General features: G+C 62.8%; 22 protein-coding genes. 12 read left to right on the top strand and 10 right to left on the bottom strand.

Annotated features, from left to right (window positions below; genetic code table 11):
* Nucleotides 1–5: 5 nt before the first annotated feature.
* Together betB and betI are read right to left on the bottom strand one after the other, a co-directional pair.
* A complete protein-coding gene (betB, locus tag ACVTFQ_RS03150) occupies nucleotides 6–1469 on the bottom strand; it encodes a betaine-aldehyde dehydrogenase (protein WP_111564378.1) in 1464 nt (487 codons plus the stop codon).
* A gap of 1 nt (nucleotide 1470) precedes the next feature.
* On the bottom strand, nucleotides 1471–2157 hold the full coding sequence (betI, locus tag ACVTFQ_RS03155) for a transcriptional regulator BetI (RefSeq protein WP_111564379.1): 687 nt from the start codon (nucleotides 2155–2157) through the stop codon (nucleotides 1471–1473).
* A gap of 138 nt (nucleotides 2158–2295) precedes the next feature.
* Between betI and ACVTFQ_RS03160 the strand changes: the two genes are divergently transcribed.
* The 4 genes from ACVTFQ_RS03160 to ACVTFQ_RS03175 all read left to right on the top strand — a co-directional run bounded on the left by ACVTFQ_RS03160 (nucleotide 2296) and on the right by ACVTFQ_RS03175 (nucleotide 6356).
* Nucleotides 2296–2847 carry an HdeD family acid-resistance protein gene (locus ACVTFQ_RS03160; RefSeq protein ID WP_111564380.1) on the top strand — a complete coding sequence of 184 codons (552 nt, stop codon included), beginning with the start codon at nucleotides 2296–2298 and terminating at the stop codon, nucleotides 2845–2847.
* 236 nt (nucleotides 2848–3083) lie between these two features.
* Nucleotides 3084–3311 (top strand): ribbon-helix-helix domain-containing protein, encoded by a 228-nt coding sequence (locus tag ACVTFQ_RS03165; protein ID WP_018899011.1) that lies wholly within the window; start codon nucleotides 3084–3086, stop codon nucleotides 3309–3311.
* A 168-nt stretch (nucleotides 3312–3479) separates the two neighbouring features.
* The gene (locus ACVTFQ_RS03170; protein WP_111564381.1) at nucleotides 3480–5285 is read left to right on the top strand and encodes a GGDEF domain-containing protein; all 1806 of its coding nucleotides are present in this window, start codon (nucleotides 3480–3482) and stop codon (nucleotides 5283–5285) included.
* A 75-nt stretch (nucleotides 5286–5360) separates the two neighbouring features.
* A complete protein-coding gene (locus ACVTFQ_RS03175; RefSeq protein WP_111564382.1) occupies nucleotides 5361–6356 on the top strand; it encodes an NAD(P)H-quinone oxidoreductase in 996 nt (331 codons plus the stop codon).
* A 3-nt stretch (nucleotides 6357–6359) separates the two neighbouring features.
* Here the strand turns inward: ACVTFQ_RS03175 and ACVTFQ_RS03180 are convergent, their stop codons facing one another.
* Nucleotides 6360–7805: an MFS transporter gene (locus ACVTFQ_RS03180; protein WP_470423665.1), complete on the bottom strand. Its 1446-nt coding sequence runs from the start codon at nucleotides 7803–7805 to the stop codon at nucleotides 6360–6362.
* A gap of 118 nt (nucleotides 7806–7923) precedes the next feature.
* Between ACVTFQ_RS03180 and ACVTFQ_RS03185 the strand changes: the two genes are divergently transcribed.
* Nucleotides 7924–8544 (top strand): helix-turn-helix transcriptional regulator, encoded by a 621-nt coding sequence (locus ACVTFQ_RS03185; RefSeq protein WP_112437167.1) that lies wholly within the window; start codon nucleotides 7924–7926, stop codon nucleotides 8542–8544.
* Here ACVTFQ_RS03185 and ACVTFQ_RS03190 read toward each other — a convergent pair.
* Both ACVTFQ_RS03190 and ACVTFQ_RS03195 read right to left on the bottom strand, forming a co-directional pair.
* Entirely contained in the window at nucleotides 8531–9754 is a 1224-nt protein-coding gene (locus ACVTFQ_RS03190) for an MFS transporter (RefSeq protein ID WP_111564385.1), read from the bottom strand. The genes ACVTFQ_RS03185 and ACVTFQ_RS03190 overlap by 14 nt on opposite strands.
* A 100-nt stretch (nucleotides 9755–9854) precedes the next feature.
* On the bottom strand, nucleotides 9855–10592 hold the full coding sequence (locus tag ACVTFQ_RS03195) for a DUF3750 domain-containing protein (RefSeq protein ID WP_111564386.1): 738 nt from the start codon (nucleotides 10590–10592) through the stop codon (nucleotides 9855–9857).
* 155 nt (nucleotides 10593–10747) lie between these two features.
* Between ACVTFQ_RS03195 and ACVTFQ_RS03200 the strand changes: the two genes are divergently transcribed.
* Nucleotides 10748–11755: an asparaginase gene (locus ACVTFQ_RS03200; protein ID WP_111564387.1), complete on the top strand. Its 1008-nt coding sequence runs from the start codon at nucleotides 10748–10750 to the stop codon at nucleotides 11753–11755.
* 140 nt (nucleotides 11756–11895) lie between these two features.
* Nucleotides 11896–12645 carry a hypothetical protein gene (locus tag ACVTFQ_RS03205; RefSeq protein WP_111564388.1) on the top strand — a complete coding sequence of 250 codons (750 nt, stop codon included), beginning with the start codon at nucleotides 11896–11898 and terminating at the stop codon, nucleotides 12643–12645.
* Here the strand turns inward: ACVTFQ_RS03205 and ACVTFQ_RS03210 are convergent.
* Entirely contained in the window at nucleotides 12620–13375 is a 756-nt protein-coding gene (locus ACVTFQ_RS03210; RefSeq protein WP_111564389.1) for a DeoR/GlpR family DNA-binding transcription regulator, read from the bottom strand. The genes ACVTFQ_RS03205 and ACVTFQ_RS03210 overlap by 26 nt on opposite strands.
* Nucleotides 13376–13493: 118 nt before the next feature.
* On the opposite strand from ACVTFQ_RS03210, the gene ACVTFQ_RS03215 reads away from it, so the two are divergent.
* Nucleotides 13494–13859 carry a DUF4406 domain-containing protein gene (locus ACVTFQ_RS03215; RefSeq protein ID WP_111564390.1) on the top strand — a complete coding sequence of 122 codons (366 nt, stop codon included), beginning with the start codon at nucleotides 13494–13496 and terminating at the stop codon, nucleotides 13857–13859.
* Nucleotides 13860–13963: 104 nt separating this feature from the next.
* Nucleotides 13964–14584, top strand: coding sequence for a glutathione S-transferase family protein (locus ACVTFQ_RS03220; RefSeq protein ID WP_111564391.1), 621 nt, complete (start codon nucleotides 13964–13966; stop codon nucleotides 14582–14584).
* A gap of 6 nt (nucleotides 14585–14590) precedes the next feature.
* On the opposite strand, the gene ACVTFQ_RS03225 is transcribed toward ACVTFQ_RS03220, so the two are convergent.
* Nucleotides 14591–14944 carry an MmcQ/YjbR family DNA-binding protein gene (locus ACVTFQ_RS03225; RefSeq protein ID WP_112437166.1) on the bottom strand — a complete coding sequence of 118 codons (354 nt, stop codon included), beginning with the start codon at nucleotides 14942–14944 and terminating at the stop codon, nucleotides 14591–14593.
* A 47-nt stretch (nucleotides 14945–14991) separates the two neighbouring features.
* The gene (locus ACVTFQ_RS03230; protein WP_313760470.1) at nucleotides 14992–15162 is read right to left on the bottom strand and encodes a hypothetical protein; all 171 of its coding nucleotides are present in this window, start codon (nucleotides 15160–15162) and stop codon (nucleotides 14992–14994) included.
* Between the two features lie 164 nt (nucleotides 15163–15326).
* On the opposite strand from ACVTFQ_RS03230, the gene ACVTFQ_RS03235 reads away from it, so the two are divergent.
* Nucleotides 15327–16223, top strand: coding sequence for a LysR substrate-binding domain-containing protein (locus ACVTFQ_RS03235; protein ID WP_111564393.1), 897 nt, complete (start codon nucleotides 15327–15329; stop codon nucleotides 16221–16223).
* Here ACVTFQ_RS03235 and ACVTFQ_RS03240 read toward each other — a convergent pair whose 3' ends face one another.
* The gene (locus ACVTFQ_RS03240; RefSeq protein WP_112437165.1) at nucleotides 16224–16883 is read right to left on the bottom strand and encodes a glutathione S-transferase family protein; all 660 of its coding nucleotides are present in this window, start codon (nucleotides 16881–16883) and stop codon (nucleotides 16224–16226) included.
* Nucleotides 16884–17042: 159 nt separating this feature from the next.
* Entirely contained in the window at nucleotides 17043–18398 is a 1356-nt protein-coding gene (locus ACVTFQ_RS03245) for a TIGR03808 family TAT-translocated repetitive protein (protein WP_313760472.1), read from the bottom strand.
* A 31-nt stretch (nucleotides 18399–18429) separates the two neighbouring features.
* Here ACVTFQ_RS03245 and ACVTFQ_RS03250 point away from each other — a divergent pair, with 31 nt between their 5' ends.
* Both ACVTFQ_RS03250 and ACVTFQ_RS03255 read left to right on the top strand, forming a co-directional pair.
* Entirely contained in the window at nucleotides 18430–18666 is a 237-nt protein-coding gene (locus ACVTFQ_RS03250; RefSeq protein WP_162726025.1) for a hypothetical protein, read from the top strand.
* Complete coding sequence (locus ACVTFQ_RS03255; protein ID WP_111564470.1) at nucleotides 18659–20974, top strand: sensor domain-containing protein; 2316 nt, start codon at nucleotides 18659–18661, stop codon at nucleotides 20972–20974. The genes ACVTFQ_RS03250 and ACVTFQ_RS03255 overlap by 8 nt, the downstream gene beginning before the upstream one ends.
* The last annotated feature ends 106 nt before the right edge of the window (nucleotides 20975–21080 follow it).

The raw sequence follows: 21080 nt of genomic DNA on the forward strand, positions 1-21080 counted from the left end.
TCATATCAATAAGGCGCCTGAACCGGCCCCATGCCGACATAAACCGTCTTCAGCTCGGAGTAATGCTCCAGCGCGGAGAGCGAATTCTCGCGGCCGAAGCCGGATTGCTTGGAGCCGCCGAAAGGGATTTCGACCGGGCAGAGATTGTAGGTGTTGATCCAAAGCGTACCCGCTTCGAGAAGATCGACCACCCGGTGGGCGCGGCTCATGTCGGAGGTGAAGACGCCCGCCGCCAGGCCGAATTCGGTGGCGTTGCCGCGCGCGATGACTTCCGCCTCGTCCTCGAAATCGAGCACGCACATCACAGGTCCGAAGATCTCCTCGCGGGCGATCGTCATCTCGTCGGTCACGTCGGCAAACACCGTCGGCTGTACGTAGTAGCCTTCGCCCGAGACGTTGTTCGGAATGCCGCCGCCGACCACGAGCGTCGCGCCCTCGGCCTTGCCCTTCTCGATGTATTCAAGCACCTTCTCGCGCTGCGCCCAGGAGACCATCGGGCCGATCTGCGTCGCCTCGTTCATGGGGTCGCCGATCGCCATCGCCTCGGTGCGCGCCTTCAGTCGCTTCAGGAACTCGCCCTTGATCTCCTTCTGCACGAAGACGCGGGTGCCGTTGGAGCAGACCTGGCCCGTCGAGTAGAAATTGCCGAGCATGGCGCCGCCGACGGCACTGTCGATATCGGCGTCGTCGAAGACGATCAGCGGTGATTTCCCGCCGAGCTCCATCGTCACATGCTTGAGATTGCCGGCTGCCGCTGCCGCCACCTTGCGGCCGGTCGGCACCGAACCGGTCAGCGACACCTTGGCGGCATCGGGATGGTTGACGAGCAGCGGGCCGGTATCGCGGTCACCCTGGATGACGTTGAAGAGCCCCTTGGGCAGGCCCGCCTCGATCAGGATCTCGGCGATCTTCAGGGCGCCGAGCGGCGTGTTTTCGGAGGGCTTGAAGACCATGGCGTTACCTGCTGCAAGCGCCGGTGCTGCCTTCCAGCAGGCGATCTGCTGCGGATAGTTCCAGGCGCCGATGCCGACGCAGACGCCGAGCGGCACGCGCTTGGTATAGGCGAAATCGCCGCCGAGCGGGATGTAGGAGCCGTTGAGGCCGGCCGCGATCACGCCGCCGAAGAACTCGAAGCTGTCGGCGCCGGACGTCGGGTCGGCGACGATGGTTTCCTGGATCGGCTTGCCGGTGTCGAGCGTTTCAAGTTCCGAGAGTTCGCGGTTGCGCTCGCGCATGATGTCGGCGGCCCGCTTCAGGATGCGGCCGCGCGCCGTCGGGCTCATCGCCGCCCATTCCGGCTGGGCGCGCTTGGCAGCGGCGATCGCCTTTTCGACGATGGCGGGCGTGGCCGCGTAAAGCCGCGCGATGATCTCGCCGGTCGCCGGATAAAGGCTTTCGATCACGGTGCCTGCATCGTCCTCGACATATTCGCCATCGATGAAGTGCGATGCTGTGGGCTGGGCTCTCATGTCAGATGTCCTTGCGGTGCTTGGGTTCGCTTTCCCTTCTCCCCTCGGGGAGAAGGTGGCCTGAAAGGCCGGATGAGGGGGCCGCGCCTGCTTCGCTCAAAGAAGGCAAATGGCGGGCCAGCTGTATCGTCACATAATCCTCCGTCAGCGCGATCGAGGCCTCGGCGCCAACACGCGTCGAGCCGAGACTCTGGCGGATGTAGAGCCCGTCGATCATCGCGGCCACGCCTTCTGCGATATGTTCCGCGACATCGGCTGGGCAGAGCGGCTTCAGATTGGCGACGAGGTTGGAGCGCAGGCGCCTGGAATAGATGACGAGGAAGCGGCGCGTCTCTTCCGAGCGCTGCGCCTCGGCGTAGAAGGCAAGCCAGGCGGCGACCGTCTGCGGCGCGAACTGGTCGGCGTGGAAGCTGACGCGGATCACCGCCGAAAGCCGCGCGCGCGGCGTGGCGGCTGCCTTCAGCGCCGTCACCGCGTCGTCGCGCAACTGCTTTAGAAGCGAGCGGATTGTCTCGATCAGCAGCTGCTCCTTGCTGCCGAAATAATGGTGCGCGAGCGCCGCGGAAACGCCGGCCTGCTTGGCGATTTCGGACATGGTGACGCTGAGCGAGCCGTGATCCCCGATCACGCGCAGCGCTGCATCGACGAGCGCCTTGCGGCGCATCGGTTCCATTCCGACTTTCGGCACGGTCTTTCTCCTGCAATACGGCCAGCATAATTTTGATTGACTGATCAATCAATAAAAATCTGATCGCCTTTTCCGTAAGATATCTCTTTCCATCCGCCGTTTCTGCGCCATACTCAATGAACAACCGGGAGGTGCATGATGACAGATATGTCCGATGAAATGCCTTCGTCCTCCGCGCTGCGGTCGAAATGGGTCTGGTTCGTGGTGCTCGGCGCACTGCTGATCGTCTTCGGCGCCATCGCCGCGGCCAACGTCTTTTTGGCCACCGTCGTTTCCGTCTATTACGTCGGCCTGCTCATGCTGGTCGGCGGCATCGTTTATCTCGCCCATGCCTTTCAGGTGCGCGAGTGGGAGCAGTTGCTCTTCTGGGCGCTGAGCGGCGTGCTCTATGTGCTGGCCGGCGTCTTCGCCTTCATGAATCCCATTCTGGCATCGGCGGCGCTCACGCTGTTTCTGGCCATGGCCTTGCTGGTGGCGGGCATCTTCCGCGTCTTCGTCGGCTGGCGCATGCGCCCGTCGAGAGGTTGGGGCTGGGTGCTCTTGAGCGGCCTGATCACGGCGCTCGCGGGCTTCGTCATCGTGCTTGGCTGGCCGGTCAACAGCCTGTGGATCCTCGGCCTCTTCCTCGCTTGCGACCTGCTGCTGCAGGGCTGGTCGATGCTCGCTTTCGGGCTCGCCATCCGCCGCTGATTGTGCCCGCTATTCACAGCCTGTTCATCACGCACTGTTTCTTTTTTGACAAGAATGTGAGTGAAGACTAAAATTAACCTCATGGCAGAGGTCGCAAACGTGTGAAAGCGACACTGCTGAAAGCCCAGCACCCGCGACCGGAAGGGCGGCCGAAGCGAGTGTGTATCCGTTCCTCGACCGGGCAGGTGTCTGCCCGACGAGGCGATGGGAGACCACGAGGCAATGGGAGTGATGTCATGCCGATGGTAACCGTTTCCATCTCTCCGCTGCAGGCGGCCGATATCCGCGCGGCGATAGACGATGGCACTTATGTTTCCAGCAGCGAGGTGGTGCGCGAAGCGCTCCGGCTGTGGGATGCCGCCCGCAAGGTCGATGGCCTGCCGAAAGCGCGCGATTGCGCCCCCGCCGATGCCAGATGCGTCGCCGACATGTTCGCCGACCACGAGCATCGCCGCACCGCCTGAAGGCGGGCATACTTAATAGCCGCCGCTTGGCGCGGCGGTTGCCGCATGCATTTGATAAATCGCCAGTTTTCACAAAACCTTCACATTGGGGAAAGTGTTCGTTGACGCTTCGCCCCTAGTCTCCGCGCGAAAAATTATAATTATAAATGCCGTATAGTGGAGAATGGCATGTCGTTGGCTGCCACCGTAGAGCCCGCCCTTATTCGTCGCTACACCAGCGATCAAATCATTACTCTCGCCAAACTCGTTATCGAAAACGCCTTCCAGCCGATCGTCGAAGCCAGCACCGGTGTTGCCTTCGGCTATGAATCGCTGATGCGCGGCCAGGAGCGCCTGGGCTTCAATTCGCCGCTCGAAATTCTGGACGAGGCCCAGCGCGGTGATCAGCTGCTGCAACTCGAGCAGATGGTGGCCAGCCGCGCGCTCGCCAAGTTCGCGTCGCTGCCCAATTTCTCCACCGCGACGCTGTTCCTCAATCTCGATGTCCGCCTCATTCCGCATGGCGAGCAGCTGGTGGAGAACCTGCTGCAGCATCTGAAGCTTGCCAATATCCCGCCATCCTCGATCTGCTTCGAATTCTCCGAGCGCTTCGACAACACCTCGGTTCCCGAATTCGCCGCACTGGTGTCGCTGCTGCGCAAGCGCGGCTTCAAGCTGGCGATCGACGATTTCGGCGTCGGCCATGGCGAGATGAAGCTGCTCTGCGATCATCCGGTGGATTACCTGAAGATCGACCGCTACTTCATCGCTGATATCGATGGTAGCCCGCGCAAGCTCCACCTGTTGAAGAACATCGTCCACATCGCGCATGTGCTCGGCACCCGCGTGATTGCCGAGGGTATCGAGACCGAAGCCGAGTTCATCACTTGCCGCGAATATGGCGTCGATCTCGTGCAGGGCTGGTTCATCTCGCGCCCGACCACGCATGTCTCCGAGCTGGTGCCGTCATTCCCGCATCTGCAGGAACTCGGCAAGAGCAAGCGCAACAACCAGTCGCTCGATGAAATCCTCATCCGCAAGCAGATCGAAGTGCTGCCGACGGTCTATGAGAACGACACGATCGACAGCGTCTTCGAGGTCTTCCGCCGCCATCCGCAGAATGCCTTCTTCCCGGTCCTCAACGCCAATGGCGAGCCGCGCGGCATCCTGCATGAGCGCCATCTCAAGGAATATATCTACCACCCCTTCGGCCGCGATCTGCTGAAGAACAAGATGTATGAGCGCACCATCTCGCATTTCGTCGAAATGGCGCCGATCGTCGGCCTCGATTCCGATGCAGAGCAGCTGATGACCATCTTCGCCAACATGGAAGGCGCCAACTGTCTGCTGTTGACGGAAAACATGCGCTATGCCGGCGTCGTCTCGGCCGCCTCGCTCATCAAGGTGATGAACGAGAAGAAGCTCAAGACCGCGCAGGACCAGAACCCGCTGACCGGCATTCCCGGCAACCACGCCATCCGCGATTTCATGCGCGAGGCGAGCCGCGACAGCGACGAGACCCGTCACTTCTGCTATTGCGACTTCGACAACTTCAAGCCCTTCAACGATGCCTATGGCTTCCACCTCGGCGACCACGCGATCTCGCTCTTCGCAGCCCTGATGCGCCGCTACTTCTTCGCCGAGCGCCACTTCCTCGGCCATGTCGGCGGCGATGATTTCTTCATCGGCGTGCAGGGCTGGACCAAGGAGGAGCTGACGGAAATTCTCGATCGTCTGATCGGCGATTTCCATGACGATGCCCAGGATCTCTATTCCGAGATCGACCGCGCCGCCGGCCGCATCCGCGGCCACGACCGCGCCGGCGTCGAGGCCTTCTTCCCGCTGATGCGCTGCTCGATCGGCGTTCTGGAGCTCCCCAAGGGGCTCGTCATCGACGACATCAGCCGCGTCTCCGCCGCCATCGCCCATATCAAGGCATTGGCCAAGGAAAGCGCGGAAGGCCTTGTCTTCCATCGGCTGGGCGAGGCGAATTGACGCTCCGGCGTTTCCGCCCTTCTCAACGCCGCGTTGCTGAACTATCTCACTGCTATCCGAATGAGGAGACCGGTGATGTCTTTGCCTGCGCTTATGCGTTTTGTCGATTTGCCCCGCTTCGGCGCCCCTGACGTGATGAACATATCGAGCGGGCCGCTGCCCGTGGCGGGCGAGGGGCAGATCCTCGTGCGCACCCAGGCGATCGGCGTCAACCGTCCCGATGTCGCGCAGCGCCAGGGCACCTATCCGCCGCCGAAGGACGCAAGCCCGATCCTCGGCCTTGAAATCGCAGGTGAAGTGGTCGCGATCGGCCCCGGCGTCAGCGGCTATTCTGTCGGCGACAAGGTCTGCGGCCTCACCAATGGCGGCGCCTATGCCGAATATTGCCTCATCCCCTCAGGGCAAGCCTTGCCGTTCCCAAGAGGTTACGATGCGGTCCAGGCGGCAGCACTTCCTGAAAACTACTTCACCGTCTGGGCCAACATGTTCCAGATGGCGGGCCTGACCGAGGGTGAAAAGGTGCTCATCCACGGCGGCACGAGCGGCATCGGCACCACCGCGATCCAGCTTGCCCGCGCCTTCGGCGCCGAGGTCTATGCGACCGCGGGCTCTCAGGAGAAATGCGACGCCTGCGTCAAGCTCGGCGCGAAGCGCGCCATCAACTACAAGACCGAGGATTTCGCCGAGGTGATCAAGGCCGAGACCGGCCATGGCGTCGACATGATCCTCGATATGATCGGCGCCGCCTATTTCGAGAAGAACCTTGCCTCGCTGGCGAAGGACGGCTGCCTCTCGATCATCGCCTTCCTCGGCGGCGCGGTTGCCGAAACGGCCAACCTCGCGCCGATCATGGTCAAGCGGCTGACAGTGACGGGCTCGACGCTGCGCCCGCGCACGCCGGAAGAAAAGCGCGCCATCCGCGACGATCTCCTGTCGCAGGTCTGGCCGCTGCTCGACGAGGGCAAGCTTGCCCCCGTGATCCACAAGACCTTCGCTTTCGAGGATGTCGTCGAAGCCCACAAGCTGATGGAATCGAGCAGCCATATCGGCAAGATCATGCTGCGCGTCTGACGATCACGCCGCTGCCGTCGCTTGCGTCTCGTTGCCGGACTTCTGGATCGACAGCGAGATCAAGATCGTCACGATCCCCGGCAGCGCCATCAGCACGAACAGCCAATGCGCCGCGGATATGCCTCCCGCAACGCCGCCTGGCGCAAGCAGGCCGGTGCTGTTGACGATAACGCCCGCGAAGGCTGCGCCGAATGCGCTTCCGAGCGATTGCACGGTGGTGATCGCCGCCGAGGCCTTGTCCTGCTCCGATGTCGCGACGAGGCGCAGCACCTTGGTCACCAGATGCGCCCAGCCGAGCCCGACCCTGAACCCCATGAGGAACATGAAGACGACGGCCGGCGCGAGCAGTGCGATGCTGCCTGCCTGATTGTCGCGTGCCAGGAAGATCGCCAGCGCCGCGACCGCAACCGTCTCGATCACGCAGCCGATAACGATCGCGCGCCCGGCGCGGGGGCCGGAGAACGAGGCGCTGAGAAACGCTGCCACTGTCCAGCCGAGCGCGACGAGCGCCGTGAGGTATCCCGATTCCAGTGGGCTGACGCTGTGCAGGGATTGCAGGAAATAGGGGATGTAGATGTCGCTGGTCAGCACCAGGATCAGCAGGAACATCATCAGGTAAACGCGAGCAATCGGCATGCTGAGGGCCACGGCGCCTGTCGGCAGCAGGCGGTTCCCGCTGCGCCGCTCAATGCCGAGCATGGCGACCACGGCGATGAGCGATGCCGAAACCAGCAGCGCTTTCGATTGCGTCGCCTCGATCGTGCCGGCGATGCTGACCAGAAGCACGGCCGCCAGGAGCAGCGCGATCTGCGTGATCGGCGTGCGCCCGGGAGCCCGATCGTCATGCGCCGAAGGCAACAGCACGGGCGCAAGGATAGCCATGAGCACGCTCACGGGAACAAGCAGCATGAAGGCGTGGCGCCAGGTGCTGCCATCGGAGAACAGGCCGCCAAGGCTTGGGCCGAGCAGCGTCGCCACGCCCCAGATCGCCGCATAAAGGGTCGAGGCCTTGCGCCACAGGTGCTCGGGATAGGCAAAGCGGATGAATGCATAGGCAAGCCCGCCCAGCGCGCCGGCTCCAAATCCCTGCACGGCGCGTCCGGCCAGAATGACCTGCATCGAGGGCGCCAGCGCGCAGATCAGGCTGCCGGCCGCAAACATCAGCGCGCCGGCCACGTAAACCGTGCGCAGGCCGATGCCGCGCGGCCGCATGGCGACGAAGATGGAGCCGAGCACCGCCGCCGCGACGAACAGCGTGGTGACCCACGAGAGCAGTTCCAGCCCGCCGATATCGCGCACGATCGATGGCGCGATCGTCGCCATGATATAGGCCTCGACCGCATAGAGCGTCACGCCGCCGCCGAGCATCAGCGTGGCTGCCAGGACCGATCTGGAAAAGAGATGGAAGACGGAGGAGCGCTCCGTCACGACGTCGTCGATGCTGCTCATGCGGAATGCCTTGAATGTTTCCTGGAAAGCTCTTGGGAAGTTTTTTGCAAGTTATAGCTTGGAAAAAATACACAGCCGCGCTATTAAAGCAAGAACAAGCTTGGAAAAATATCAGCCTATGCGCCAATCATCAGCTAACCGAATCCTGATGCTGCTTAAGACCGAAGGGCCACAACTTCTATCGGCGATCGGCGAGGCGCTGTCCATCTCCGGCGAGGCCGCGCGCCAGCAACTGGCGAAGATGGCCGACGAGGGGTTGGTCGAGCCCGTCTCCGAGCCCGCGCCGGGCAGGGGCCGTCCCCGTCAGCTCTGGCACCTGACGCCATCAGGCAACGCCCGCTTCCCCGACCGCCACGCCGAGCTGACCGCGACGCTCCTCGCAACCATGGTCCAGAGCCTTGGCCCCCAGGCGCTCGACACCGTCATCGCCGCCCGCGAGACTGAGACGCTGGCGCGCTACCGCAGCGAGATCACCGCTAAAGATCTTCCCACGCGCGTCCGCCAGCTGGCCGGCATCCGCACCGACGAAGGCTACATGGCCGATAGCTGGCAGGAAGAGGACGGCTCGCTGCTATTGATCGAAAACCACTGCCCAATCTGCGCCGCCGCCACCACCTGCGCCGGCTTCTGCCGCTCCGAACTCGAAACCTTCCGCAGCATCCTCGGCGCGGACGTAGAGCGCGAGGAACACATCCTCCACGGCGCGCGGCGTTGCGCGTATCGGATTAGCGCGGGTTAGCGGATTGCTGAAGCTGTTGCTTTTCAGCTTCCACGAACAGCAGCAGCAATATCGCTGCAATGCCGACACCAGCCGCCAGCAAGGCGGTTCCGGAATAGCTTGTGAAGCTTGTTCCCAGGGCAAAAATTCCCGCGCTGACGCCGTTCGCCGCAAACGTATTGACCGAGATAAGTGATGTGCCGAGCCCTGGCCGATCGGCGATCAGGTCCTGCAGGTAGGTGATGGGCACGCTCAGGATCGCCGCGCAACCGCAGGCGTTGACGACGACGAGCGCATAGATTTGCCACGGCGCGGTAACGAGGCTGAGCATCACCAGATAGACGCAATAGATCAGCGTCCCGGTAGCCAGGATATGGACGCTGCGAAAACGCCGCTGCAATGCGCCCCACATCAGCATGAAGGGCATTTCCAGGAACGCGACCATACCGGCTGTGATCCCCACATCCGCGACGCTGCCGCCGGCATCATGAGTGATGATCAGCGGCGACACCACGCTGCTCAACCGCTGCAGGCCCAGCATCATCGACAAGATGCCGACACGCATCAGCACGCGAGGCGAGAAGACAAGCGCGAGCGAACTGAAGAAGCCAACCTGTTGTGAGGACAACGCATCTCGCCTTGGCTCGGCCTTCGCCAGGAAGAGATACAGGCAGAAGCAAACGAGGCTCGCCAGCCCGGCAATGCCGTAGGCCGGCGTCATCGAGTGCGCGCTGACGAGATAGAGGCCTATCAAACCCGGCGCCAGCGCCCATGACCCGGAAAACAGCGCCCGTACCGTTGAAGTGATCGCGGCCGACTTGCCGCGATCCATGGTGTTTGTTGCCGCGCGGATGCTCGCTAGAAGGACCGAATAGGTCGCGTTGCTGATCGGGATGAACAGCAGCACGCCGATCATGAAGGCGGCCGTGTTGCGGAACGCGTAGATCATCCCGAAGCCGATCATGCCGCTTACCGACAGTGCCAGCACCAGCAGCCTGCGGTCGCCGAGCTTGTCGGACCAGATGCCGAGCGTCAGGCTGGTCACGACATTGATAAGGGCGGCGGCGAAGATCAGTATCGAATAGGCGTGATCCGACATGCCGAGTTCGGTAATTCCGATGATCGATTGATACGGCATGGTTGAGGCATAGGTGAAGGCGAGCGTCACAAGCGTCAGCGACGGAATGCGTATTCGTTGATCGCGGAGAATGGATGAGAAGGCGGATGACATGCGGCGGACTCCAGTTGCCAAAAGTCTAGACCCGCACCACTTGATTGCAACCTCGTGTCCGCGATGGCGTCCATTCAATTATGTGATCGATGTTTTGACCCTAAAGCCCGATCCGCCCGATCGCCGGGATCTTCACGCCGGGATTGGCGACATCTATGCCGGCGACCAGGCCCATGAAGTGCACTTCGAAGCCGCTGCGCTGGCCGGCGGCGATGCCGATCAGGCCGTAGAGGGTCGCGTGCATGTCGCGCCCGTCGGCATCGATCGCAAACATCCGCCCGTCGCTGAGGTAGTCGCGCCCGACCGCATCGGGCGGCAGCACCGCGTCGAGATCGGGCACGGTGCGCAGCACATGCGCGACGAAGCTGTTGGAATTCGGCCCCGGATAGATCCGGTAGTCGCCGACACCGGCATAGGGGTAGGACTGGATCGCCGCCTCGACGGCGGGGATGAGCCTCTGGGCCTCGTCGCCGGAGATTTCCTTAACGATATGAGGCGTGTTGGAATACCAGTAGGCGTCCGCGACATAATTGTTGCGGCGGATCGGCGAGCCCCAGCCGACCTTGTCGTAGCGATTGTAGGTCGCGTCGCCCTCGGCCTTGGTGACGATCCACGAGTGGCTGGCGACCGCGCCCTTCAGCCCGCCGGTGCTGGCCGACATGATGTAGATCTTGGCATCGCCGCTGGCATCAGCCCTAGGCAGCACGCCCGACGTGCCCCATTCGGCCTCCCGCCAGGAGCTCGGGTGGTTCTGCAGCGACCACCACCCGGCCGACGCCAGGGCCGGCAGCAGATAGACGACGAGGATGAGAAGAAGGAGCCGTTTGAGATGACGCATGAAACGCCGGGGACCTTTGCTGACGTGCGGTTGCGGCCAAGGATGTGACGAGCAAGATGGCGCAATTGCGCCGCTCTTTTTCAACATGAACCCGATTGCTTTATCGCGCCCATCATTTATGCGTGACAGCCTGTTCAGAATATCAGGATAAGCTCATGACCAATCCCGTCACCGTTGAAGTCACCCGCGGCGCGCGCGTCGAAAGCCGGCATCGCGGCGCCGTCATCGCGGTCGATGGCGATGGCAAGGTCGTCTTCTCGCTTGGTGATGTCGAGGCGCCCACCTTTCCGCGTTCGGCCTGCAAGGCCATGCAAGCGCTGCCGCTGGTCGAAAGCGGCGCTGCCGATGCCTACGGTTTCGGCGACAAGGAGCTGGCGCTCGCCTGCTCCTCGCATAATGGCGAGGACGAGCATGTTGCAGTCGCAGCCTCTATGCTGGCACGTGCCGGCCGCGATGTCGAAACGCTCGAATGCGGCGGCCACTGGTCATCGAGCCAGAAGGTGCTGATCCACCAGGCCCGCACGATGGAGAAGCCGACGGCGCTGCACAACAATTGCTCCGGCAAGCATTCCGGCTTCGTCTGCACCTGCGTGCATCAGGGCGTCGATCCCAAGGGCTATGTCGGTTACGATCACCCGCTGCAGCGGGAGATCCGCGCCACCATGGAAAGCCTGACCGGCGCCGTGCTCGGCCATGATAATTGCGGCACCGACGGCTGCTCGATCCCCACTTACGCCGTGCCGCTGAAGGGGCTGGCGCATGGCTTCGCCAGGATGGCGACCGGCAACGGCCTGGAACCATTGCGCGCCAAGGCCTCGCGCCGCCTGTTTGATGCCTGCATGGCCGAGCCCTTCTATGTCGCAGGCACCGGCCGCTTCTGCACGAAGCTGATGCAGCTGGCGCCCGGCCGCATCTTCGCCAAGACGGGCGCCGAGGGCGTCTTCTGCGCCGCCATTCCCGATCAGGGCATCTCGATCGCCGTCAAATGTGACGACGGCCACGCGCGCGCCGCCGAAAGCATGGTTGCCGCGGCCCTTGCCCGCTTCTTCGACAAGGACAGCGCCATCGGCGTCGGTCTCACCGATCTGGCGACATCGAGCATGCACAACTGGAATGGTATTCACGTCGGCGACATTCGCGCGGCGGCGGTACTCTCTGATTAAAGCGTGCCGGAACGGTACATTCCAAACACAAAAGATAGGCGATTCTAATATATGCGAAACTGAACCGGATGACGGCGCGTGCGCTTTCATCCGGTTAAGCTACTCTTGGCGCAGTACATCGATTGCCATGAGGGCAGGATATGTTTGCAGGCCGCTATCTCTGGTGGATGCTGATCGCTCTGGCGGTCTTTCTGTTCTTTGCCATGAGCTTCGATTACGTCACCTGGGCAACGGTCGCGACATCGAGCTGCGCGCGGGTTGCCGGCTCCTGCGGTCCGCTGATCCTGATGATGACCGGCACGATCAAGCCGATTGGCTATTACATCGCCGGCGGCATCATCCTCGTCATCACCTTCGCTCGCATTCACCACATCGGCATGAGCTGGCTCTGGTGCCTCTTCGTGCTCGTCCTCTTCGGCGCCTCGGCGCCATTTCCGCTCCTGCTCGCCAATGTCTGGACCGGCCAGATGAACGCGGAAATGGTCATGCAGAGCCTGCCGGTGGCCTTCCCCTTCCTCGTGGTGTTCTGCACCTATATCGGCTGGTCGTTCGAGGATGGAGGGGGCAGGCCGCTCGGCCCCTGGCGCTGGCTGCGGGTCGCCATCCGGTTCTCGGCCCTGTATGGCGCCATGATAGCGCTCGCGCAGACACCGACATTTGCCTGGATGCCCGGCCGGCTGCTCGACATGCCCTCGCTCTCGGTGCTGCTGGCCACCTGGCAGCCGAAGCTGGAGATGGCACTCACGCTTGGCGCACTGGATGATCGGCTGGCTTATCTGGCCCTTGCCGTCTTCTCGGTCGCACTCGCGGCAAGCCTGTTCGGCCCCCGTATCGAGGACTTCCGTGCCCGCCTGATGACGCCCTTCATGCTGAAAGGATCGCGCCGTTGAGGCTGCGATAGGGCGCAAGCTGCGCCTCGTCGATATCGTCAGGCACGATCAACCCCGAAACCGAAGCGACCGGCAGCACCTGGCAGGCGGAGGCCCGGTCGAGCTTGTCCGCCGTCAGCAGCACATAGGTCTCGATCGCGGAGCCGGCGATATGCCGCTTGATCGCGGCCTCCTCGAAATCCCCCGTCGACAGCCCGTGCACCGGATGCGCCGCCGTCACCCCAAGGAAGAACAGATCCGGCCGCAGCTGCGATATGGCGGCCATCGCGACGGCGCCGACAGCCACCATCGAATGCTTGTAGAGCTTGCCGCCGATCAGGATCACCTCGGCGCTCGGATGATGCTCGAACTCGGCGGCGATCGTCGGGCTGTGAGTGACGATGGTGACCGCAAGCCCGCGCGGCAGCTGTCGGGCGATCTCCGCCGTGGTCGTGCCGCCGTCGAGAAACACCATCTGGCCCGGCTTGATCAGGCCGATCGCTCTTGCCGCAAGCCGCTGCTTGGCGTCCCGCGACACATCCTTGCGGGTCGTAAAATCCGGCAGCTCCGGCGAAAGCGGCATCGCGCCGCCATGCACGCGTTTCAAGAGCCCCTCCGCCGCCATCTCGCGCAGGTCGCGCCGGATCGTGTCTTCCGACACGGAGAGGTCCTCGGCCACCCGCTTTGCAATCACCTGGCCGTCGCGGCGCAGCAGGTCGAGGATCAGTGTCTTGCGTTGGGAGGTCAGCATCGGGCTCACGAAGTTGAATGAATTTTCCTGAGTTTGCACGAAATGATTCGACAATCAAGAAATATCATGCATTTTCACGTAATCCCGTGCATGAAGCCGGGAGTTGAGGAGAAGAGACATGTTGATCTTGATTGCAGGCCCCTATCGTTCCGGAACCGGTGACGATCCGGCGAAGATGGCGGCCAATCTGCAGCGGCTGGAAGCGCCGTCGCACGCTCTGTTCGAAGCCGGCCATGTGCCGATGATCGGCGAATGGGTCGCCCTGCCGGTCTGGCATGCCGCCGGCGGCAAAAGCGTGGGCGATGATCTCTACGAGCGGATATTCCACCCGGTCGCGGGCCGCCTGCTGCAACTGTGCGAGGGCGTGTTGCGGCTGGAAGGGGAATCCAAGGGCGCCGACAACGATGTTCGCATCGCGAACGAGCGCGGCATTCCCGTCTGGTACCGGCTGGAAGACGTGCCGGGCTGCGCCAAGGCCGCTTGAAGCGACGCCAGAGACAAATCGGGGAGGCCGCGCATGCGGTCTCTCTTTCTCGCTCGCAATCCCGCTCGCGCGCTCTATGCTCTCCTGACAAAACAGGAGTCGTCATGCTGACATTGTATTTCGCGCCCGGCGCATGTTCCCGCGCCAGCCTCATCGCGCTTGAGGAATCGGGTCTTCCTTTCGAGGCGAAGCGGGTCGATACCGCCAATGGCGAGCAGCGCTCCGAAGCCTATCGGGCAATCAATCCCAAGGGCCGCGTTCCGGCACTTGCCACCGAAAAGGGCGTGCTCACCGAAACGCCGGCGATCCTGGCCTATATCGCCGCCATCGCGCCGGCGGCCGGCCTTGCGCCGCTCGACGATCCCTTCGAATTCGCCCGCCTGCAGGCCTTCAACAGCTACATCTGCTCGACGGTCCATGTGAACCACGCCCACGGCCGCCGCGCCAGCCGCTGGGCCGACGACGCCGCAGCCCATGAGGCGATGAAGGCCAAGGTGCCGGAGACGATGGCGGAGAGCTTCGCGCTGATCGAAGACGGCATGTTCGCCGGTCCCTGGGTGATGGGCGAGCGCTACTCCGTCGCCGATCCCTATCTCTTCGTCATGACCGGCTGGCTGCCGAGCGACGATGTCGACCCGGCGCGCTTCCCAAAGGTCGCCGACCACTACGCCCGCATGCTCGAGCGCCCGGCCGTGCAGCGCGCGCTCGCCCGCGAAAAGGCGTAAGCCGCATCAACGCTGGTAATTTGCCGAAAGCTTCTTCGGCGCGCGCAATCGCCACGCGCCGATCAGCCGATCCGTCAGTTCCGCATCGCCGATGACGTCGATACGCACGGGCAGATACTGCCAGCCGACATAATGCGGTGTCTGGAAATAGATCTCGGGCGCCAGCGCAAGCAGCGCTTCCTTCTCGTCGAGCGAAATCGAGATCACGATCGTCTCGTTGTCCTTCACGGCCACGAAGGACTTGCCGGCGACCTTCAGCGCGTGGTTGCCATAGGACGTGCCTTCCTCGACGCCGGGCAGTTTCGCCTCGGCCACAAGCCGCAGCAGCCGCTTGAAGATCGCGTCGATATTGTCGGCCATGCATCCTCCCGGTCGAACGTCCGGGAGAGACTAGCAGATTTCGGAGCCTATGCGCAGAGCGCCAGTTCGGGCCGCTCGAGGACGGGGTTGGGCTGCTCGCAACGCTCGAGCGGCAGGTCTGCCAACTCCGTCAGCGACATCCGCGCAAGATCGGGATGGGAGAGCGGATCGCCTGCCGGATCGACGCCATAAAGCGGTTCGACGATCTCTTCGTTCAAGAAAAACTTTAGCCAATGCATCGGATGCCTCGCTTTCTCGGTCTCTGCCTGCGGGGAGTGATCGCTTCACAGACGAAAGATGCATGCGTGATGCAGGGCAATATCCTCCCGAAGTGGGGAGGGTTTCAATTGAGAATAACGGAATTCTGATATAGAAAATCTATATGAGAAATCTGAACTCGGTACATCTGAACGGCTTGCGCGCGCTCGAAGCCGTCGGGCGGCTGGGCTCGCTGCAGGCGGCGGCCGAGGAGCTTGGTGTGTCGATCGGCGCCGTCAGCCAGCAGGTGATCAAGGCCGAGGCGCAGCTTGATCGAACGATCTTCGAGCGCACGCCCAAGGGCATGCTGGCGACCGAGGCGGGCGCTCCGTTGCTGGCGACGCTCAATGAAGGCTTCGCGCATCTGTCGCGGGCGGTGGCGCTCGCGCAACGCCGCGACGACAGCATCCTGACGATCTCGGTGGCGCCCGTCTTCGCCGCGCGCTGGCTGGTCTATCGCCTCGATCGTTTCGCCGAGCACCACCCCAACATCAACCTGCGCATGGACGCGACCATGAAGCTGGTCGATCCGGCGCTCTGCGATGTCGATATCGGCATCCGCGTCGGCGATGGTCGCTGGCCCGATGTGAAGGCGGAGCTGTTGCTGGAGCAGGAGGTGTTCCCGGTCTGCACGCCCGCTATGGCCGAAAGCCTGCGCGAACCCGCCGATCTTCTGGCGCTGCCCGCGATCATCGACGGCCGTGCGATGTTTGGCTGGGACGTCTGGATGCGCGCGGCGGGGCTTGAGGGTGCCGCGCTCGAAACCCGCCACGTCTTCAACGATGCGTCGCTCTGCCTCGATGCCGCTATCGCCGGGCAGGGTGTGATGCTCGCCTGGCAGACGCTGGCCGGCTATGCGCTGCAGCAGGGCCAGCTGGTCGCGCCCTTCGGCATTCGCGCCAGAACCGGCTTCGGCCACTATTTCGTGACCGCGCACGGGGTGCGCGAACCGAAGAAGGTCAGGGACTTCAAGGCCTGGATCCGCGCCGAGATGGCCGAGACCTTGAAGCTCTTTGTCTGATCACACCGTCTCTTTGGACCGTGCCGCCTGCATGGCGATATAGGCCGGGCGGGCCTGGCAGCGCTTGATCCAGGCGTCGACTTTGGGATGCGCGTCGAACAGCGCCTGCTCCGACTGGGCATAGCGCAGCACTTCGGCAAGGTTCAGATCGGCGGCGGTGAAGCGGTTGCCGACGAGATAGTCGGTGGTTGCGAGATGCTTTTCGAGCACCGCCAGCGGCCGCTTCAGCGAGCGGCTGGCCACGGCGATGGTCGCCCGGCCTTCCTCGGTGTCTTCCTTCTCGTTGTCGTAGGTCATGACGAGCTTGATCGTGTGGATCTCGACCTCGGTCGCCGCCCACATCGTCCACATGGTCAGAAGACCGTCTTCCTCCACGCTCTGGCCGGCGAGCGAGCCGCCATGCTTGCGGGCCAGATAGAGCGTGATCGCCAGCGATCCGTGCATCACGAGATCGCCATCCTTGATGGCCGGGATCATGGCCATCGGATTGATGGCGGCAAAATCAGGCGACAGCGTATTGACCGGCGCATCCGATGCCAGCGGGTTGTCGAGGCGCCGCGCCTGCAGCACCGGCACGGATTTGAACTCCAGCCCGAGCTCTTCAGCCATCCAGTAGACGCGCGAGGCGCGCGAGCGATAAACGCCGTAGATTGTCAGCATGATGATGTGCCCCTCTTAAAACCTGCCGCGAGCCTAGAGGCTAGGGCGATCAAGCGGAAGCTTCCAAGGCTGATGGGTCAATCAAAGCTTTTGATGGTGGATTAAAGCTCGTCGCATGTCGGCGCCGCAAAACCGCTGCACATTTTTGCGCGACATGCTTCACGACACGCGATTGCGCTCGACAGTCAGATGCGCGTAGCCGCCGGCGCCATCCGCCAGTTCTCCCGACATCTTTTTGTCCCATTCGAACCCGACCACCGCGCCCTCGGCCATGTCCTGAAAAACGTTGTCGGTAATGACGGCGGTTCCCGCCCCATCGACAATCGAGACCGCGCAGCCGACCGGCGCCTTGCGCACCACGTTACCTGTCACCACCAGGTTGCGCATGTAGGGACCCCAGCCGAGCTGCATGCCCCATCTTGGCGCACCCTCGATGATGTTGTTCGAAACCAGCGTGTCGGCCTCGGCGGCAATGCCGATACCGAAGCTCACATCCGGCTTGTAGGGGCCGTCGAGCTTGAGATTGCGCACGACATTGCCGGTTACGCTGGCGAGCCTGCCGCCCTTGTCGAAATTGGCGATAGAGATGCCGTTGGCGGCCCCGTCGATCATGTTGTTTGCGACCACGGCCCCCTCGAACTCGAATTCGACATAGATCGCCGTCTCGCCCGAGCGCCGGCACTGGTTGCCCGATATCTGCACGTCGGAGGCCGAGTTGGCGCGGATCGCGGTGAAGGCGCAGTCGGAGATGTGGTTGTTACTCACCATGACATTGTCGGCGCGAAACAGGTTGATGCCGTTGCCGTTCTGCCCGGTGCCGCCATCGGTCGCGCCGATCCTGTAGATTCGGTTGCCGCTCACGATGCTGTCATCGGCAGCCTTCTTCCAGCGATGGATCAGGATGCCGCCATTGCCGCAATCGAACACCTCGTTATTGGTCACCGAAAGGCCTGAGGATTCCACCGCGTAGAGCCCGGATTGCGCGGCCCCCGATATGCGGCTGCGCTCGATCCGCCCGCCGCAACGCTCCAGCTGCAGCGCATGCTTGCGGCTTCCCGAGATCTCGCAATTGTCGATCACGACGTCGTCGACGCCGGTGAATTGCACCAGCGCGGATGCATTATCGCCAAGCCAGCGATTCTGCCCGTCGATCACGATGTTGGAAAGCTCGATGCGCTTGACGTTCTCGGCGGTAAACAGGCGTCCGTCGCCGGTATAGACGATCCGTGACGCGCCGGGCACGCCGGTGATGCGCGTATTGTCGGGCAAGGTCAGGTTCGACACCTTGTAGACACCCGGCGGCAGGAACACCGGAACGTTCTCGGCCGATGCGTCGTCGATCATCTTCTGCAGGCTGCTGCTCTTGCGGTCACCTGGATCAGGTGCGGCCTTGTATTTCACCGCGTCGATCGAGCCGCGCAGATCCGGCTGCCGGCTCGCCGCGAAGGCGGGAGGCGCGAGCAGGGCGACCGTGGAGCAGGCGGCAAGGCGCAAGAGATTGCGGCGGGACGCCAGGGGGAGGGACGAAAGGAGCGGCGATCTGTTCATGATTTCAGCCATGCAGGAACCGTGCCGCGATCGAAGTATCGTTTTGGCACACTCAAGGTTGCGGGCATTATTATTTATTAATCATGGAATTCGTGCAGTTCCGTTGGTGTATGATTCACCTTTTTATTTGAGTGTGCGCCAAGAATTCGGAAACACTTCAGGATTTACTATGTGTGCGACTGTGTTTGATGGTGTGGCTCGCCGTGCGGCCACTCTGGGGGCTGACCATGAATGACTTGAGTGCCAGCTTTCGTGATGCCGATACGACCGAGATCGATACGGGCAGGATCGTCACCGCCGCGCAAGCGCTCATTGTCTCCAGCAGCCGCAGCATGGCCGCCGGTATCGAGGATCTCGGGCTGAAGGCGATCATCCACGAGCTTCCCGACTTCTTCTATGTCAAGGACCGCGCCAGCCGCTTCGTCTTCGCCAATGCAACCGTCGCGCGGGCCTTCGATGTTGACGATCCCGAGGATCTCACCGGCAAGCGTGATTTCGATTTCTTCGACTTCCAGACCGCTCGTGGCTATTTCGAGATCGAGCAGGAGATCATGGCGACGGGCGAGCATCGGCTCGACGTCGAGGAGATGGTCCGTTCGCCCTTGAGCGAACTCGTCACCTGCCGGCTCACCTCGAAGCTTCCGTTGCGCAACGAGAAGGGGGAAGTCGTCGGTCTGATCGGCGTTTCGCGCGATATCACCGAGCGCAAGCGGCAGGAAGAATTCCGTCGCGGCCAGGCGCAGGTGGTGGAGATGATCGCCCGCAACGAGCCGCTTGAGATGATCCTTGAGGCACTCGTCCTTCTGGTCGAGGCCGAGATCGAGGGCATAATGGGCTCGGTGCTCATTCTGGATCGCGACGGACGGCGGCTTTGTCACGGCGCGTCGCCCAGCCTGCCAAGCATCTACAGCCGCATGATCGATGGCGTCACCATCGGTCCGAACGCCGGCTCGTGCGGAACGGCGGCCTGGCGTGGCAAGTTCGTCATGGTCGAGGACATGATGGTTGATCCGCTCTGGGCTGATTATCGCGGCGTCGCCCAGCAATATGGCTTCCGCTCCTGCTGGTCGATGCCGGTCATGACGGCGCAGAACAATGTGCTCGGCACCTTCGCGCTCTATTCCAGCGAGGTCCGCCGCCCGACGCCGCGCGAGATGGAGTTCGTCGCCATGGCGACGCATATCGCCGGCATCGCCATAGAGCGCCGCCGCGGCGACGAGCGCATCCAGTTCATGGCTCATCACGACGATCTGACCGGCCTGCCCAACCGCGCCTTTTTCAAGGAGCGCATGGCCAAGACGCTGCATCAGGCGCGCCGCAGCGGCCGCAAGGTGACCGTCGCCTATATCGACCTCGACGATTTCAAGGATATCAACGACAGGCTGGGCCACGGGGCAGGCGACGAAGTGCTGAAGGAAGTCGCGGCCCGCATGGCGAATGGCGTTCGCGCCTCCGATATGGTCGTGCGCCTCGGTGGCGACGAATTCCTTGTCGTGCTCGTGCATCAGTCGAACCACGACACCGGCATCACGCGGCGCCTGCGCGAGCTGCACAAGGCGGTGCGCAAGCCGATAAACTACCAGGACAAGCAGCTGCGCGTGACCTGCAGCATCGGCGTCGCTTCTTTCCCGAGCGACGGCGCGACCGCCGACGAGCTTCTGGCAAACGCCGACAGCGCCATGTACCGCTCCAAGCAGCTCGGGCGCGACACGCTGCAACATTACCACGGCGCTCGCGACGCCGACCTCAATTTACCGGTCAGCGAGCAGGAGGAACTGCGGCAGGCGATTATCTCCGATCAGCTCGTCCTCCACTATCAGCCGCAGGTCGATGTCTCGACACTCGCAGTCACGGGCCTCGAAGCGCTCGTCCGGTGGAAGCATCCGACCCGCGGAATGGTGCCGCCGGCGGATTTCATTCCGATGGCGGAGGAGAGCGGTCTGATCGTCCCGCTCGGCCTTTGGGTGCTTAACGAAGCCTGCCGCCAGGCGCGGGCGTGGCAGGACATGGGCCTGCCGCCGCTTCGCATTGGCGTCAACGTCTCGGCGCGGCAGTTTACCGACAAGGACTTCGCGCGTCTGGTGAAGGAAGCGGTGGAGCGCTTCGGGCTCGCGCCGCGCTGGCTTGAGCTCGAGCTCACCGAAAGCGTGCTGATGCAGGATGCGGACCGCGCGCTGGCGACGATGACTGCGCTGCGCCCGCTGGGCATCCGCTTCTCGATCGATGATTTCGGCAGCGGCTATTCGAGCCTGGCTTCGCTGAAGACCTTCCCCTTCGACCGCCTGAAGATGGACCGCTCGCTGATCGAGGCGCTGCCGTCGGACAAGACCGCCGTCGCCATTGGCCTCGCCGTCATCTCGTTGGCGCAGACGCTGAAGCTCACAGTGGTCGCCGAGGGCGTGGAAACCGACGAGCAGCGGGAGTTCCTGCGCTTCGCCAAGTGTGAGGAGGCGCAGGGCTACCGCTTCTCCAGGCCGCTGCCCGCCGATCAGGTTCCCGGCTTCCTGAAAGGCTCTAGATTTGGCCTTCCGTCACATTCATAATCTCAATTCATAAGCTTTATCTGTTTTCAATATCTACCGATCTTGCCTCTTCGCCACTAACTTTCCAAGATGGATGGTCGACCGTTTGTGTCCGACTTCAATCGAT

It is taken from the genome of Rhizobium sp. O111 (assembly GCF_055616315.1).